The organism is Chryseobacterium capnotolerans (assembly GCF_021278965.1).
Lineage (GTDB): Bacteria > Bacteroidota > Bacteroidia > Flavobacteriales > Weeksellaceae > Chryseobacterium > Chryseobacterium capnotolerans.
The window spans coordinates 1,414,294-1,429,981 of record NZ_CP065589.1 but is presented as its reverse complement, the minus strand read 5'-3'; the positions used below and the strand labels follow the sequence as shown (position 1 = coordinate 1,429,981).

At 37.2% G+C, this 15,688-nt stretch carries 14 protein-coding genes and 1 pseudogene; 2 read left to right on the top strand and 13 right to left on the bottom strand.

The annotated features are described in order from the left end of the window. Positions 1-91: 91 nt before the first annotated feature. From H5J24_RS06620 to H5J24_RS06610, 3 genes are read right to left on the bottom strand one after another with little or no spacing between them, the layout of a single operon-like run. Complete coding sequence (locus H5J24_RS06620) at positions 92-1,075, bottom strand: aldo/keto reductase (RefSeq protein ID WP_068943858.1); 984 nt, start codon at positions 1,073-1,075, stop codon at positions 92-94. A gap of 12 nt (positions 1,076-1,087) precedes the next feature. Beyond that, positions 1,088-1,258 carry a hypothetical protein gene (locus tag H5J24_RS06615; RefSeq protein WP_167387014.1) on the bottom strand — a complete coding sequence of 57 codons (171 nt, stop codon included), beginning with the start codon at positions 1,256-1,258 and terminating at the stop codon, positions 1,088-1,090. 29 nt (positions 1,259-1,287) lie between these two features. Then, on the bottom strand, positions 1,288-2,139 hold the full coding sequence (locus tag H5J24_RS06610) for an aldo/keto reductase (protein ID WP_068943859.1): 852 nt from the start codon (positions 2,137-2,139) through the stop codon (positions 1,288-1,290). 196 nt (positions 2,140-2,335) lie between these two features. On the opposite strand from H5J24_RS06610, the gene H5J24_RS06605 reads away from it, so the two are divergent. Continuing rightward, positions 2,336-3,232: a helix-turn-helix domain-containing protein gene (locus H5J24_RS06605; protein WP_068943860.1), complete on the top strand. Its 897-nt coding sequence runs from the start codon at positions 2,336-2,338 to the stop codon at positions 3,230-3,232. Positions 3,233-3,666: 434 nt separating this feature from the next. Here the strand turns inward: H5J24_RS06605 and H5J24_RS06600 are convergent, their stop codons facing one another. The 10 genes from H5J24_RS06600 to H5J24_RS06555 all read right to left on the bottom strand — a co-directional run bounded on the left by H5J24_RS06600 (position 3,667) and on the right by H5J24_RS06555 (position 14,341). After that, the gene (locus tag H5J24_RS06600) at positions 3,667-4,653 is read right to left on the bottom strand and encodes an alpha/beta hydrolase (RefSeq protein ID WP_068943861.1); all 987 of its coding nucleotides are present in this window, start codon (positions 4,651-4,653) and stop codon (positions 3,667-3,669) included. A gap of 58 nt (positions 4,654-4,711) precedes the next feature. Then, a complete protein-coding gene (locus H5J24_RS06595; RefSeq protein WP_068945145.1) occupies positions 4,712-5,395 on the bottom strand; it encodes a type 1 glutamine amidotransferase domain-containing protein in 684 nt (227 codons plus the stop codon). Between the two features lie 123 nt (positions 5,396-5,518). Then, on the bottom strand, positions 5,519-6,247 hold the full coding sequence (locus H5J24_RS06590) for a nitroreductase family protein (protein ID WP_068943862.1): 729 nt from the start codon (positions 6,245-6,247) through the stop codon (positions 5,519-5,521). A gap of 46 nt (positions 6,248-6,293) precedes the next feature. Further along, complete coding sequence (locus H5J24_RS06585) at positions 6,294-7,235, bottom strand: NAD-dependent epimerase/dehydratase family protein (RefSeq protein WP_068943863.1); 942 nt, start codon at positions 7,233-7,235, stop codon at positions 6,294-6,296. A gap of 89 nt (positions 7,236-7,324) precedes the next feature. Then, a complete protein-coding gene (locus H5J24_RS06580; protein ID WP_232816144.1) occupies positions 7,325-8,686 on the bottom strand; it encodes an aldehyde dehydrogenase family protein in 1,362 nt (453 codons plus the stop codon). A gap of 26 nt (positions 8,687-8,712) precedes the next feature. Beyond that, on the bottom strand, positions 8,713-9,759 hold the full coding sequence (locus H5J24_RS06575) for an acetoacetate decarboxylase (ADC) (protein ID WP_082811243.1): 1,047 nt from the start codon (positions 9,757-9,759) through the stop codon (positions 8,713-8,715). A 311-nt stretch (positions 9,760-10,070) separates the two neighbouring features. Next, complete coding sequence (locus H5J24_RS06570; RefSeq protein WP_068945147.1) at positions 10,071-11,006, bottom strand: helix-turn-helix domain-containing protein; 936 nt, start codon at positions 11,004-11,006, stop codon at positions 10,071-10,073. A 111-nt stretch (positions 11,007-11,117) separates the two neighbouring features. After that, the gene (locus H5J24_RS06565) at positions 11,118-12,185 is read right to left on the bottom strand and encodes an acetoacetate decarboxylase (ADC) (RefSeq protein WP_228407650.1); all 1,068 of its coding nucleotides are present in this window, start codon (positions 12,183-12,185) and stop codon (positions 11,118-11,120) included. 267 nt (positions 12,186-12,452) lie between these two features. Further along, positions 12,453-13,403: a helix-turn-helix domain-containing protein gene (locus H5J24_RS06560; RefSeq protein WP_068943865.1), complete on the bottom strand. Its 951-nt coding sequence runs from the start codon at positions 13,401-13,403 to the stop codon at positions 12,453-12,455. Between the two features lie 191 nt (positions 13,404-13,594). After that, positions 13,595-14,341 carry an SDR family NAD(P)-dependent oxidoreductase gene (locus tag H5J24_RS06555; protein WP_232816143.1) on the bottom strand — a complete coding sequence of 249 codons (747 nt, stop codon included), beginning with the start codon at positions 14,339-14,341 and terminating at the stop codon, positions 13,595-13,597. 310 nt (positions 14,342-14,651) lie between these two features. Between H5J24_RS06555 and H5J24_RS06550 the strand changes: the two are divergent. Next, positions 14,652-15,645, top strand: a pseudogene (locus H5J24_RS06550) (SDR family NAD(P)-dependent oxidoreductase). Positions 15,646-15,688 lie beyond the last annotated feature (43 nt).

Sequence of the window (15,688 nt, the reverse complement as noted above, 5' to 3'; positions counted from 1 at the left end):
AATTTAATTATCAATAATTTAGAAAAGAAAATGAATACACTTTTCTTTTGGTAAGAATAAAATATTACACTTGATTGATTTTAGTATATTCTTATTTTCCGACCCTTTCTTTTAAGTGCTGCGGATATCTTTCTCCAACAACTTTAATTACAGAAAGAGCATCTTCGATTTCAGATAAATCCTGAGAAGTCAGTTTTAAATCTGCGCCGCCAATATTTTCTTTTAAACGATGTAATTTGGTAGTGCCCGGAATTGGAGCAATAAAGCTCTTTTGAGCCAGCAACCAAGCTAAAGCAACCTGAGCAGGAGTAGCTTCTTTCTCCATTGCAATTGATTTTAATAAATCTACTAAGGCCTGGTTTGCCTTCCTGTTTTCTTCAGAGAATCTAGGCACAATATTTCTAAAATCTGAGTCTTCAAATTTTGTTTCTTCATTGATTGCACCCGTTAAAAAACCTTTACCTAATGGACTGAACGGAACAAATCCGATTCCTAATTCTTCCAATGTAGGAATGATTTCTTTTTCAGGTTCACGGTAAAACAAAGAATATTCACTTTGTAAAGCGGTTACGGATTGTACTGCGTGTGCTCTGCGAATCGTTTCCACGCCAGCTTCCGAAAGACCAAAATGCTTGACCTTACCTTCCGTAATTAAATCTTTTACCGTTCCGGCAACATCTTCAATCGGAATATTTGGGTCAACTCTATGCTGATAAAATAAATCAATATAATCTGTCTGCAGTCTTTTCAAAGAATCTTCAACCACTTTTCTGATTCTTGCAGGGCTGCTGTCTAAGCCCTTTGTAGAATCTCCATCTTCAAATCCGAATTTGGTGGCCATTACAACATCTTTTCTAAAGGGTTTCAATGCTTCCCCAACTAATATCTCATTGGTGAATGGGCCATAACATTCAGCTGTATCAAAAAAAGTTACCCCATTTTCAAAAGCGGCTCTTATTAACTGAATGGCTTCCTGTTTTTCGGTTACTTTTCCATAACCAAAACTTAATCCCATACATCCTAATCCTAATGCGGAAATCTCTAATTTGTTATTTCCTAATATTCTTTTTTCCATTTTTACTAAATTTTATTTTGTTTTTAAAGGCGCTTCAACATCTGAAAATTGCTGTACAAAAGATGATATCCCTTCCGACAATTTATGATCAATTGTATTTGCTTTAAGTATGGAATTGAAATTTTGCAATGTACTTCCAACGGCTGCTAAACCAGCTGTCTTTATTATATCTCTTCTATTCATTTGATCATATTTTTACTGATGAAATTTGATTACAAGTCCAATTTTCTTTCACTAAGCCATTTAACCATATTGGGATCTCTATGGTCAAAGAAAAGACTGGAAGCAGTATCTAAAGTGGCGATAGCATTCATCTCTTCAGAAGAAAGTTCAAAATCGAAAATGTTGAAATTTTCAGCCATCCTTTCTTTTCTTACCGATTTTGGAATAACGATAACATTTCTGCTTGTTAACCAGTTCAAAATCACCTGAGCTACAGATTTGTTATATTTTTCTGCGATTGTTTTTAAAACTTCATTATTAAAAATATCATTCTTTCCTTCTGCAAAAGGTCCCCAGGATTCTATCTGTACATTATTTTCAATTAAGAATTTTTGTGTTTCAGCCTGTTGATGGAAAGGATGTGTCTCTACCTGATTGATTGCCGGTGTAAATCCACTGTTGGCAATTAAATCGGCAATCCTGTCCGGATGAAAATTGGAAACACCTATAGCCCTTACTTTTCCTTGTTTATACAATTCCTGCATTGCTCTCCAAGAACCAAATACATCTCCATAAGGTTGATGAATAAGGTATAAATCCAGATAATTCAACTGAAGTTTTTTCAATGATGTTTCAAAAGCTTTTAATGTATTTTCATATCCAGCATCCTGCACCCAAAGCTTTGTTGTTATAAATAAATCTTCTCTTGCAATTTGGCTGGCTTTGATCGCATTACCAACAGCTTGCTCGTTTCCATAAGATGCAGCAGTATCTATTAATCTATATCCAGTGTCGATAGCATCAATAACAGCTTTTTCACATTCCGAAGGATCCGGTACCTGAAATACTCCAAATCCTAAAATTGGCATTTCTAATCCGTTGTTTAATATTACTTTTTTCATTTTTGATTTAATTTAAATTATTGCTTCATAAAGAAGTTAATATTCTTTATTAACTTGTTATTGCAAATTTCCAACCTATTGACAAGCATATTGGTAGACAGATTACGGAATTGATAACCAATATTACTGTTCTGACTCTGATTGTAAAAAAGAGGTTATTTTTATCTTTAGATTTGCATTAGAAAATGATACAGCAATGAGCAATTCAATCAATTTTGAGACAGTGGATGATTATAACCAATTTAATAATCACGAAACCTTACATCCTTTGGTAAGTGTGATAGATTTTTCAAAAGCGCATAAAAGGACCGGGTCTAAAATGTACTTTAATCTGTACTGTATTTTTTTAAAAGATGTGAAATGCGGTGACCTCAAGTACGGTCGGGCAACTTATGATTATCAGGAAGGAACGTTGGTTTTTGTTTCGCCAGGGCAGGTTGTTGATGTAGAAAACAAAGTAGACATCTATCAGCCTTTGGGGCACGGATTAGTTTTTCATCCGGATTTAATCAAGGGAACTTCTTTAGGTAAGGGCATCTCCGAATATGGTTTCTTCGGATATCAAACCAATGAAGCATTACACCTCTCTAAAAAAGAGCAGCAAATGGTTTTGGAAATGTTTGCTGATATTCAATCTGAATTGAGCCGCCCAGTAGATAAACACAGCAAAAAAGTCATCACATCAAATATTGAGCTTTTTCTTAATCATTGTGACCGCTTTTATGACCGTCAGTTTATTACCCGAGAAAATGTGAATAAAGGTATTTTAGAAAAATTTGAAGAATTATTAAACAACTACTTTTCATCTGAAAAACCTAATACCGTAGGGCTTCCATCTGTGGCTTATTGTGCAGATGAATTACACTTTTCACCCAACTATTTTGGAGATCTGATTAAGAAAGAAACAGGAAAAACTGCGCAGGAATATATTCAGAATAAAATTATTGATGTTGCCAAAGAAAGAGTTTTCAACATTGATAAATCTATTGCTCAGATTGCTTATGAACTAGGATTCAAATATCCACAGCATTTTATCAGACTTTTCAAGCAGAGAACGGGTGTCACTCCTAATGAATATAGAAGTTTGAATTAAGTGGATGCTAAATTAAGGTAATCCCCAAACAAATACTTATCATCAATTTTTATATGCTCATATGACATTCCTTTTTTCAAAAATTTGTGTTTCAATAGCATTTTAATTTAGACAACTATATATTTGGATGCAAAAAAAAATAATCGACCCACAATAATACAATCAACATAATCATGCTATAGCCAATATTTTGTATCACTACAGGAAAGATGTTAAACTGTGTATGATAATAATGCTAAATATGAGCTCCTATCCTTAAAATTCTAACAAGATCTTCTAGAAATTGGTTCGAAGAGATAATACTGCCAAGTTCACAAACGACAATATGCACAAATTTAGATTTATTGTATCTATTTAAAGATAAGAAGGCGAATGCAATTACTCATCCGCCTTCGAAATATAAGTCTAGAAAATAGTATTAAAAAACTCACTAATTAAGCTTTTCCAAATAAAGCCTTTTTAAGTGCTAATGCACCTTGTTCGGAAGAAAACTTTATGGCTTCTATATGATCCAGCGGGTTTAATAATCCATAATCATGGATAAATCCGTTATAAGTCTGGATGGTAGTTGGTACCCCTGCTTCATCTAATTTTCTGGCATATGCCAACCCCTCGTCATAAAGGATATCATTCTCAGCCAATTGTACTAATGCTGGGGGTAATCCTCTTAATTGATCTAAAGAAGCATTGAATGGTGTTGCGTAATACTCTTTTCTTTTTTCCAGATCCGGTAAATAATTATCCCACATCCATTTCATCAATGGAGCGGTCAGGAATCTTCCTTCTCCATATTTTTGCCAGGATTCACGGGTAAAATCTGCGTCCGTTACCGGCCACAATAATAATTGGAATTTGATCTCCGGGCCACCTTTATCCTTAGCCATATGACAAAGTACGGCAGTCATATTTCCACCTACGCTATTTCCGGCAGCGGCCATATTTTTGCCGTCCACACCGATTTCCGCACCATTTTCAGATACCCATTTAGCTACAGCATAAATCTGATTGATGGCTACCGGGTATTGTGCTTCCGGAGATGGAGTATAATCAGTAAAAACAGCAGCAGCTCCGCTATTCACAACCAAATCTCTAACCAGTCTTCTATGCGTAGGATAATCACCCAGTACCCAGCCTCCACCATGCGTAAAGATAAATACCGGAAGGTTTTCCGAAGCTGCGTTTGCAGGTTTGATGATATGAATATTTACCGTTATGTCATCCTGTGTAATTTCTCTTTCTGTCTCCATAATTCTGGAGTAATCCACCTCAACAGATTTTTGGGCGTCCACTAGCACCTGTCTTGCCTGCTCGGGTGTTAAGGTTTCCAAGGGACTCCCGCCACTATTATTCAATGCATTTAGAAATTCTCTGATCCCGGAAAGGATCTGCGGATCGTTTTCCGCTTTTACGTTTGGTGCCATAATTAAAATTTTAATGATTAACTATAATTAATTTGAATTTTACAAGTCTGGAAGGTTATTATTTATCAAGTTCTTTCACAACAACTTTTGCCATTTCTTTTGAACTGAATGGGTTTTGTCCTGTAATCAGATTCCCATCTACTATAACATTGGAGGTCATAGGGATACATGCTTTTTTCAGATCTGCACCGCGCTCAACAATTGAAGCTTCAAGATTAAAAGGAACTTCTCTTTTTCTTCTGGCGATAGTTTCCTCAAACCAGTCGAATCCCGTCATTGATTTTCCTGTAATCAGATAGGTACCATCTGACAGCTTTACATTAATCAATCCTCCTACCCCATGGCAAATAGCAGCAACCATTTTTCCACTTTCGTACTGCCTTCTGATGATATTTTGCATCATAACATCATCGGGAAAATCATACATTGTTGCATGACCACCTGCGAGATATACACAATCAAAATCTTCATTCTGAACTTCCAGTAAGCTCTTTGAATGATTAAGTCCGCTCATAAAAGCCGGGCTTTCATAGTATGATTTCGAAATTTTGTCCAATACGAGAGGCTTCAAACTCTCGGGATCAATGGGAACATCTCCGCCCTTAGGGCTTGCTATGGTGACTTCCCACCCCTTCTCCTTTACTGTGTGGTAGATATGAGTAAGCTCACTCAGCCATAGACCGGTTTCTAAACCACTTTTATAATGTCCGATATTGGTTACAACCAGAAGGATTTTTTTCATTTTTATATCTTTTTCTGTCATTTAAAATTACTAATAAATGAATGAACATAAGTAACCCAATCAAGGAAGATTGTAACCAAATCTCTGTTAAAAAAATGATGGAATTACCGCTGAATTTCCTGATTACCTCTTGATATATACTTCATTAAATGGTACCCGACAGCGTTCACCCCAGATTCCTTCATTTCCTTTTCTGACTCCACAGGAGATAACCATATTTACTTCAGCGCCCCGGGGTAGTTTCAGCACCTTTTTCAAGACCTTACTGTCAAAGCCTTCCAAAGGGCAGGTATCATATCCTTCATTGGCCATGGCGATCATAAAAGTTTGAGCTGCCAGCGCACAGGATTTGTGAACCACCACCCGCATATCATTCTCGGAAACTTCTCTCGTAATCGTCCTGAACAACCCTATCGCTCCAGTCAATAACTTTCTAAAACCACCCAGCAAGCCAAAGAAACGTCCATATAATAAGGGCATGATCTTTCCATAGTACAATTCTCTGTCTTTGATTCTTTTTTCCTGTCTCTCAACCGGGCTGTTACGTCTTATGTTTCCTTTTTCAAAATTCAGCACAAATCTGGCTCTTTTGTGAAACAGATCACGCCTTGTCACAAATACCACGATCTGTGCTGCTGTTGAGGTCGCAGTTTGATCCAGACATGCCCTGGAAACCTCAGACAACAAATCAGCATTTGTTATGTGATGAAACTCCCACAATTGCATATTGGAACTGCTCGGAGCCAAAGCAGCCAATTGAAGGCATGCTCTGATTTTTTCCTCCGCAACAGGTTTATCCCGGTCATAGATACGTACAGACCGTCTGTAATCCATTACTTCTGATAAATTCATATTGATTATCGTTTTAATAATATGATCAAAATATTGCTGAAAGAAATTAAAGTTTATTTTCTCTAAACTGTTCCCGCTTGATCTGCTCTATTCCGTCTCTATAACTTGTAACCTTAAATTCAGGAAAACGTTTTCTGAATTTTGAGTCATCAAAAAGATTATCGTACGAATATCTCGGAAGTAATTCCAAGAGCTCTTTTACCTTGGGATTGAACCATGAACCTATTTTGAAAAGAAACCTGGGCACTACACCATATTTAAGTTTCTTTCCATAAATTCCGGAAGCCATTTCTATAAATTGTTTATAAGTTGGATGACTTGCATCAACCGGCAGATGCCATGTCTGTCCATACGCATCAGGTGTATTACCGATTAATGCTGTAGCCCGGCTTGCATCTGGTGTCCAGATCAGGCTTCTCTTTTTACGGTCACTTAAAGGAACCTTTAATTTTTTGCCTTCTTTGATATTATCAAAAACTAACGTATTGGTAATACTTTGTGTTTTGCCGGGGCCATAAAACTCCGGCGCTCTACAGATCACCGCTTCAAGTTCTCCTGACTGAATTTCCTTCAACACCATTTCTGCCATCTTTCTTCTTACCTTAGCTTTTCTTCCGAGCGGACTAAAAGGAGTATTTTCGGTAAGGTTTCTATCATCCTGTGGATACATATAAGTATTATCAAAAAATACCAGTTTTGTTCCATTGATTTTACAGGCATCAATTACATTTCTGAGAATCACAGGAAACTGCTTTTCCCACAGATCTGAACTGATCGGCAATCCAAGGGTAAAATACGCTATTTCACTTCCTCTTACAGCTTCAATGGCCTTCTCCTTTATGGAGAGATCAGCTGAAAAAACCTCATCGGTATCATTCACTTTGGTAGCTTCACGGCTTACAATCCTGATCTTAGAAGTGAAATTTCTTTTTAGCTCTCTTGCCAGTTCTTCACCAATCTGTCCATTGGCACCTAATATTGTCTGCATTTTTTCTCTTTTAAATTTATAGTACAAAATTCGACCATATCAGCCACAAAAAAGTATCCGAATCAATGGAGGTTGTAACATAATCTCTGTTACATTACCTTTTTTATCCAGTGCATTTTTTTGTCGGTATAAGGCGGATATTTCAGATCCGGTTCGCCCCAAGTGGCTTTGTCTATAATTGATTTCTGATGAGAAAATGCAAGGAAACCATATTCGCCGTGATAATTTCCGATACCAGAATTTCCGATACCCCCAAAAGGGAGATAGTGGTTGGTAATATGCATCAAAGTATCGTTGATGACACCTCCACCGAAAGAAACCAGATGGAGAAGCTTCTCTTTTTCTTCTTCATTTTTTGTAAACAGATAGGCCGCTAAAGGTTTTTCTCCTTCAATTATCTTCTCCAAAATCTCATCATAATTGGTATAGCCAATCACCGGAAAAACAGGGCCGAAAATTTCCTCCTGCATTACGGCATCGTTCCAATTGACGTTATCCAAAATCGTAGGTTCAATATATAAAGTTTCTTCATTGGTTTTACCCCCATAGAAAATTTTGTCTTGATCAATCAGCGAAGAAACACGGTCGAAATTCCTTTTGTTAATGATACTGGTGAAATGTTCCGCGCCATCTGAATAGTTGAATTCCTCCAGCTTTTCTTTTATCAGCTGCAGTAATTTCGGCTTCACCGTTTCTTCCACCAACAGGTAATCGGGGGCGATACAGGTCTGTCCGCCGTTTAAAAACTTGCCCCAAACCAAACGCCTTGCTGCAACTTCCAAATCGGCTGTTTTAGCAACAATAGCGGGTGACTTTCCACCCAGCTCCAGCACAACGGGAACAAGGTTTCTAGCCGCTGCTTCGTATACTATTTTTCCTACTTTCGGGCTTCCGGTAAAGAAAATTTTATCCCAGCGAAGTTGGAGCAGCTCGGTAGTTTCGGGAACACCGCCTTCAGCAACGAATAAATAATTGGATGGAAAATTATTATTGATTAAATCTGATAACAGGTGCATCGTATTTTCCGGCAGCTCGCTGGGTTTGAGTACGCAGGTATTTCCTGCCGCAATGGCTGTAACCATGGGCAGCAAGGTAAGCTGTAAAGGGTAATTCCATGCGCCTATGACCAGCGTTACTCCCAGGGCATCGTAATAAATATGACTGTTTCCCGGCTGCAAATTCAGGGGTGTTTTTACTTTTTTAGGCTTGCTGAGCTTATCGAGATTTTTCAGGAAAAAATCGATTTCGTTGTAAATGAGATTTAATTCCGTTAAAAATGTATCGAATTTTCCTTTTCGAAAATCTTTATAAATAGCGTCGTATATATGGTTTTCATTCTTTTTCAGAATGGTTTTCAGCTTTTTCAATGTTTCCTTACGAAAGGATATGTCTTTTGTCTGGTGTGTATTGAAAAATGCTTTCTGTGACTGGAATATTTTATCAAAATCCATTGTTTTAAATTTTAGAAGTTATTGGATTATTTATTCTCTTCTTGCACCAGTTCCGGCGTATATAATGCGGCCTGAAACTCCGGCTGATAATCGTACTTAACCAGTTTATGTAAACTTAATGATTTGATAAAGGTTGACAAAGGACCATCAGACAGGTTTAACTGAATGTCTTCAGCACTTTTGCTGCTTGCTTTCTTTATGGCGCGAACATCGGTATAACCGTGTGTCAGCTGACCCTGCTTATTCAGATTGATGAAATTGGAACGGGTAATTTCCGGTGTTGATGCGGAAACATCCAGCTTTTTCCCAGCCATTGAGAAGTCGAAATTTCCTTTTTCATCATAGTAATTGAACGTCAGATTATTGCCTTCGTTAATATAGTCGATAGGGATCAGCCATTTTGGCAAATTGTAACCATAAACGCCTCTCACTCTTGCCAGTTCCGTATTTACAGGCAGTTTCAACACATAACCCCACAAGTTCTTATCATTGAGTTCCCCCATCAGCGAAATCAGTCCCCAGTTGCTTTTGCCCGGTTGTGTGGTTACGATAGAGATGGACAATTCATTATAAAAATCATTATCACAGTAATGGTAAGCGTAAGATGTAATGGCTATCAATCCCTTGCCAGGCGTATAGGAAATTGGTTTTACCAAGCCCTTAACTTTTTCCGGAATCAGCTCTTTTATTTTTGCCATATCTGCCGTGTAAATGGCTGTAATGCTGCTATTACTGTAGTAGAAGTTCGGTGAGTATGTGGTAAAGCCCACTTCTTTTTTCTGTTTTTGAATGGTTTTGAACCAGCTAAGGTCAATGTCGGGTCTTTCCTTTGCAACGATATCCATAGGCGAATTGGAATGAAATCTGTCGAACAAACCGCCTTTCAGTACGGGCATCTTCTGACCTGCCAGCTCAATGAGCGTATCTTTTTCGGTAGGATTGTTGGTTATCGGTTGTACACTTTCCTTATTTGAAGTTGTATTAACGACAGCTTTGCTTAGGAAAAAGCCGGGAGCAAAGAGCAAGATTACAGCAATAATTACTACCATTGCCAGGATTTTTAATTTTTTCATTTTAAACTGTTTTTAATGTTGATGATTATTTATGATAATTCCCAATCGCATACATATTGATATTGGTAACAATAATTAATATCTTGATAAGACTCATCGTATAGTTATTTTTCTACAACAAAGGTCCAAAACATACGATAAGGTAAAGTAGCCCAAATAAGGAAAGTTGTAACAGAATCTCTGTTTTATTGATTTATTTCAAATTCGAAACTCATTAAAAATATAAAAAGATGGATGATAATAATTACCACCCATCTTTTCAATACGTATTGATATTAATCGTATTCTTTACATCAGAATACCTTCTTATTTTAATTAAATGAGGCTCTATATTCCAGGGGAGAAAAAGTTGTACGGTTTTTGAACAGGCGGTGAAATGATTGCGGATGCTCAAAACCTAATTGATAAGCAATTTCCGAGACTGACAATTCCGTGGTTGAAAGTAATTCTTTGGCTTTCTCAATCAATCGGTTCTGGATATGCTGTTGGGTTGTTTTTCCAGTTTGAATCCTGAGCATATCACTTAGGTAGTTGGCACTCAGATTCAATTCTTTTGCTATTAAATGAACGGAAGGTATCCCATTGATAATTAAATTATCATTTTTGAAATAATCATCCAGTAAGTTTTCCAACTTTGTAAGTATATCACTATTCGCCTTTTTTCTCGTTAAAAACTGACGGTTATAGAAACGGTCACAATATTTTAGCAACAGCTCAAGATTGGAAATCAAAAGATCTTGTGTAAAACCATCCATATTCCCTTCAATTTCATCTCCAACGTTATGAATGATATCCATGACAGAAGTTTCTTCTTTTTCTGAAAGATGCAGCGCCTCATTGGTCGCATAGGAAAAATACCCATAGTCTTTAACCTGTGATGCTAAAGGATACCCCTGAAAGAAGTCAGGATGCACTACCAAAACAAAGCCTTTTACACCATTCAGAAGCACATCTTCAAATTGAAGCACCTGATGAGGGGCAATAAAATACATGATCCCTTCATCAAAATCATAATACTGCTGACCGTATCTACACTTTCCTCCTGCGCATTCCTTTTTTAATGCAATAACATAAAAATCTGTTGTAATTGCACTGAGGACCGTTTCCGGTTCTAGGTTGACATCATCAAAATTGAACACACTAATCAGTGGATTCGACGGTTTTTTCAGTCCTAAAAACTGATGCAGGGCATTAATAGACGAAACCTTTTCCGGAGTTTTCATATTTTGATTTACTGATTTATACATAACTAATTTACTGATTTTTTTGAGATTCGTTCGCAATTCAATCCCTCTCCAACCTGACCATTGCTCCCTATATTGTTTGGGATCATTACATGTACGGTTAATCATTCTATACTATTTTTTAGATTCGTTTGTTAGCTCTAGTGTATATAAGGCTGCCTGGAATTCCGGCTGGTAATCATAGCGCATCAATTTACCAAGGTTCAATGATTTGATAAATGTGGACAAAGGCCCGTCGGTAAGGTCGAGCTGCAAGTCTTCTTTCTTTTTACTGCTTGCTTTCTTAATGGCTCTGACATCAGTATAACCGTGAGTCAGTTGACCATTTCTATCCTTGTTAATAAAGTTTGAACGGACAATATCCGGTTGAACATCTCCAATAGCCAGTTTTTTTCCTCCCATCGAAAAATCCATTTTTCCGGACTCATCATAAAAGTCGAACTTCATCATCTCTCCTTGATCACTATATTTCATTGGAATCAACCATTTTGGCAGGTTATACCCCACTACCCCACGAACTCTAGCCAGTTCTGTGTCTACAGGAAGCTTCAGAACATACCCCCAAAGATTCTTATTCTTAAGTTCATTCATAAGGGAAAATACTCCCCAATTTGTTGAATTTGGTTTCGTCGTTACAATAGAGATAGATAACTCGTTATAGGAATCATTATCACAATAATGATAAGCATATGCTGTGATTGCAACCAAGCCACGTCCAGAAGTAATTGAAATAGGTTTTACAATATCACGAACTTCTGCTGGGATTAGCTTTTTCAGCATTTTCATATCAGCAGTATATATTGCTGTTATACTACTATTACTGTAATAGAAATTAGGAGAGTATGTTGTAAAACCTACCTCTTTTTTCTGTTTTTGAATAGTTTTAAACCAGCTCAGATCAATTCCAGGAGCTTCTTTTTCAACTATTGACAAACATGGATTTGAACGGAATCTGTCATAAAGCCCTCCCTTTAAAACAGGAACCTGATGTCCTGCCAGATCGATTATCGTCTGGTTGGATTTGAGCGTGTCCATTCTGTAATACTTTCTGTTCGATTCAGAAATTGAAACATTTTTGTTCATAATATGCGAGTTGAAAGAATTTGTACCTGTAACTGGCTTTACATGGATAGCTGCCATTACATTGGAATACATGCCTATACTGGCAGTTATAACTAACATTTTAAATGTGTTCATACTATATTGTTTAAGTATGACAAAGTTCCAAAGACTGTAAACAAACAGAGTATCCGAATTAAGGTAAGTTGTAACAGAATCTCTGTTGAATAAAATTGGATTCGTAATTTCAAACTTTACTATGTCATTCGAATACCAAAAATAATGACTTTAACACCTTCCTATGCTAACTGAGCGTAGCGCTAATGTAAACAACTATATACATGTAGGACTATTCCTGTTAGGTTGTTAGCGTTTAAGCAGCTCTAAAAATTAATTGAATTGAGCTCTATATTGCTGTGGACTTTGGTTTGTTTTTAGTTTAAATAATCTACTAAAGGATTGAGGCTGTTCAAAACCTAATTCAAACGCAATTTCGGAAATACTGAGAGCTGTAGTAGATAACTTATTTTTAGCACGGTAAATCATTTTATCATGAATAATATGTTGTGTGTTTTGCCCTGTAAGATTTCTTAATAGATCACTTAAATAACTTGCTGACATATGCAGCTGTTCAGCTAAATAATTAACGGTTGGAACTCCGGCATTCAAGCCCTTATCACTATTAAAATAATCCTCCAGCAACTGATCGATACGATCGGTAAGACTGGGATAGTTTTGTTTTCTGGTAAGAAATTGCCTATTATAAAAACGTTGTGCGTAGTTCAATAATAGCTCAATTTGAGATATGATCACATTATGGCTCATGTCGTCTATACGATTTTCAAGCTCTTCTTCTATATCTCTGAATAACGACAGAATGGTTTCTTTTTCTTTGGCCGAAAGGTGAAGCGCTTCATTAGTAGCATAAGAGAAAAACTGATACTGATGGATCTTTTGTGCCAATGGGTATTGCAGTAAAAAATCAGGATCTATAAGGAGTGTGATCTGCGGACTCATTATTTTTTGTACTGCTGTTTCCTCTTTATCATTCTCATCCATTGAAGAGAGAATTTGTTGCGGAGCTACAAAAAACAACCCTCCCTCTTTAAAATCAAATTTAGTCTGACCATACATTAATTCTCCTCCGGCATCCGGTTTAAAAGCTATTTTATAATAATTCAGTACGTGCGATTTATTAGGAATACGACCTTTAAGTGGTTTGTCTACACCGTTTAGCAAAACGATTAAAGGGTGCTTTGGGGGCGGAAAACCAGATGCCTTCATTACATCAGCCAGTGTATTAAATCTTTTTACGGAATGATTCGTTTTTTTTGAAACCATGTTATAAAAATTCTAGATTACAAGTTAAGCAATATTCACTTTTCCTCACAAAAAAGAAAAGCGAATAGAACGGAAAGTTTATTAAAGACGGCATAGATCACTAGCCTTGGGCCGCTTCAGATATCGGCTTCCAAATTTCCCATTCCTGGATGCGTTCTGAATAGATTTGTTGAATATGTGGCAAATCGTTTTTACCCAAAAAGTAATCTCAACGGCGAATTTTCAGTATCGACGACAGCAAATATAGCATCGGGAGTGGCAGTAGGATTTCCTCGTTCCAGTTTTTGTAAATTTTCCATCAGGCTGCTTTTCAAATCATCATAATCCGCTAGTCTTTTGCTGGCTATTTTCAACGATTCGGCACTGCCGAATTCAGTACTATATGCCCCAGGCTCAATCAGCGTTACTTTGATGCCAAATCCTGCAACTTCCTTTGATAAACTATCGTAAATAGCTTCAAACGCAAATTTTGAAGAACAATAATACCCGATTAAAGGATTACTGTAAATGCCAACGGCACTGGATGTCCCCAAAATATGGCCATGCCCCTGAGCCCGCAGTATTGGTAATGCTGCCTGAATCACATGGATAGGTCCTATAATATTTGTTTCGTACATGGCTTTTACCTCATCAGTGCTGCTCTCTTCTATCGTTCCCACTAGAGAATATCCGGCATTATTAAATACAATGTCTAATCTTCCAAAATATTCGTTAGCCTTACTCATAGCGTTTTGCACTTGTGAGGCATTGGTTACATCCACTTCAAGAACCAAAACCTGATCGCCATACTTTTCTTTTAATTTGGCAATACGGTCTATATTACGTGCTGTAGCAGCGACTTTGTCTCCGCGCTTCAAAGCGGCTTCCGTCCATATTTTTCCAAATCCTCTTGAAGATCCTGTAATGAACCAAACTTTTTCTTTCTGTCTATTTTCCATTTTTTAATTGTATTAATGTTAAGGCAAAGTTGCTTCTAAATAGATATACTTGCGTTGCCAGAATGAGGATTATCCTAACCAAAACAAAGAAAAACGAACTCCTGGTATTTAGGAACTGTTGTGTTCATCTTATTATTTAAATCTAAATATTTAAGTCCCGTTTTAAACTTTTTGATTTTTTAGGACACTTGCAATATTTTTATAAAATCACCTGCCCTTTTGAACAAAGTTAATTAGGCCTTTTGAACAAAACAGAACAGGTTAAGCTTCTCTAATTTTGTCTCAATAATAACAATTAAACGTATTCAAAATGGAAAAGAATAATTATCAGGGAGCTCAACAACACCCTATCGGTTCAGGCTTCAATGCAGTTTCAGCAGCCAATGATGTCATTCAAAACATCGATCTTACTGGGAAAACAGCTATCGTCACAGGCGGAAACACAGGGATTGGGCTAGAAACTACAAAAGCTCTCGCAGCAGCAGGAGCTACAGTAATAGTAGCTGCACGTGATATTGAAAAGGCAAAGAAGAATCTGGAAGGAATAGAAAATATTGAAATTGCAGCAATGGATTTGATGTCTCCCACCTCTATTAATGCCTTCGCGGAAAACTTTATCACGTCAGGAAGACCTTTGCATTTACTGATCAATAATGCGGGCATTATGTGGGTACCACTTCGCAGAGATAAACAGGGTATAGAATCCCAGCTCGCGACCAATTATTTGGCTGTGTTTCAGCTTACCTCACGATTATGGCCTGCACTTAAAAAAGCCAATGGAGCACGAGTAATTAATGTTTCTTCTCACGGTCATCATTTTGCGGCTTTTAATTTTGATGATCCTAATTTCCTGCATAGAGAATATGAAACTTTATTGGGCTATGGACAATCTAAGACAGCCGTCAATCTTTTTTCGATGGAACTGGATGTGCGGGGACAATCTTCCTATATCAGAAGCTATGCGGTTCATCCCGGTTCTATTGGTGGAACAGAATTAGGCAGGGAAGCTCCACTGGAACTATTTCAAAAAATGGGTTTTGTGGATGCAGATGGCAATATGTTACCTGAAGTAGCAGCCTCCTTAAAAACCATCCCCCCAAGGAGCTGCTACAACAGTTTGGTGCGCTACCAGCCCTTTACTTGAGCATATTGGTGGAGTCTATTGTGAGGACGGGGACATCGCAGTACTCTCATCGGATATTACCGATCAGAAAGGAGTAAATCCTTATTCACTGGATGAAAACAATGCTAAGAAACTATGGAAACTGACTGAAGAGATGACGGGTATCCGCTTCAATCCATAAATCCTGATAATTCTCTGAATGTTTTATTTAACTCAGCCCTAAA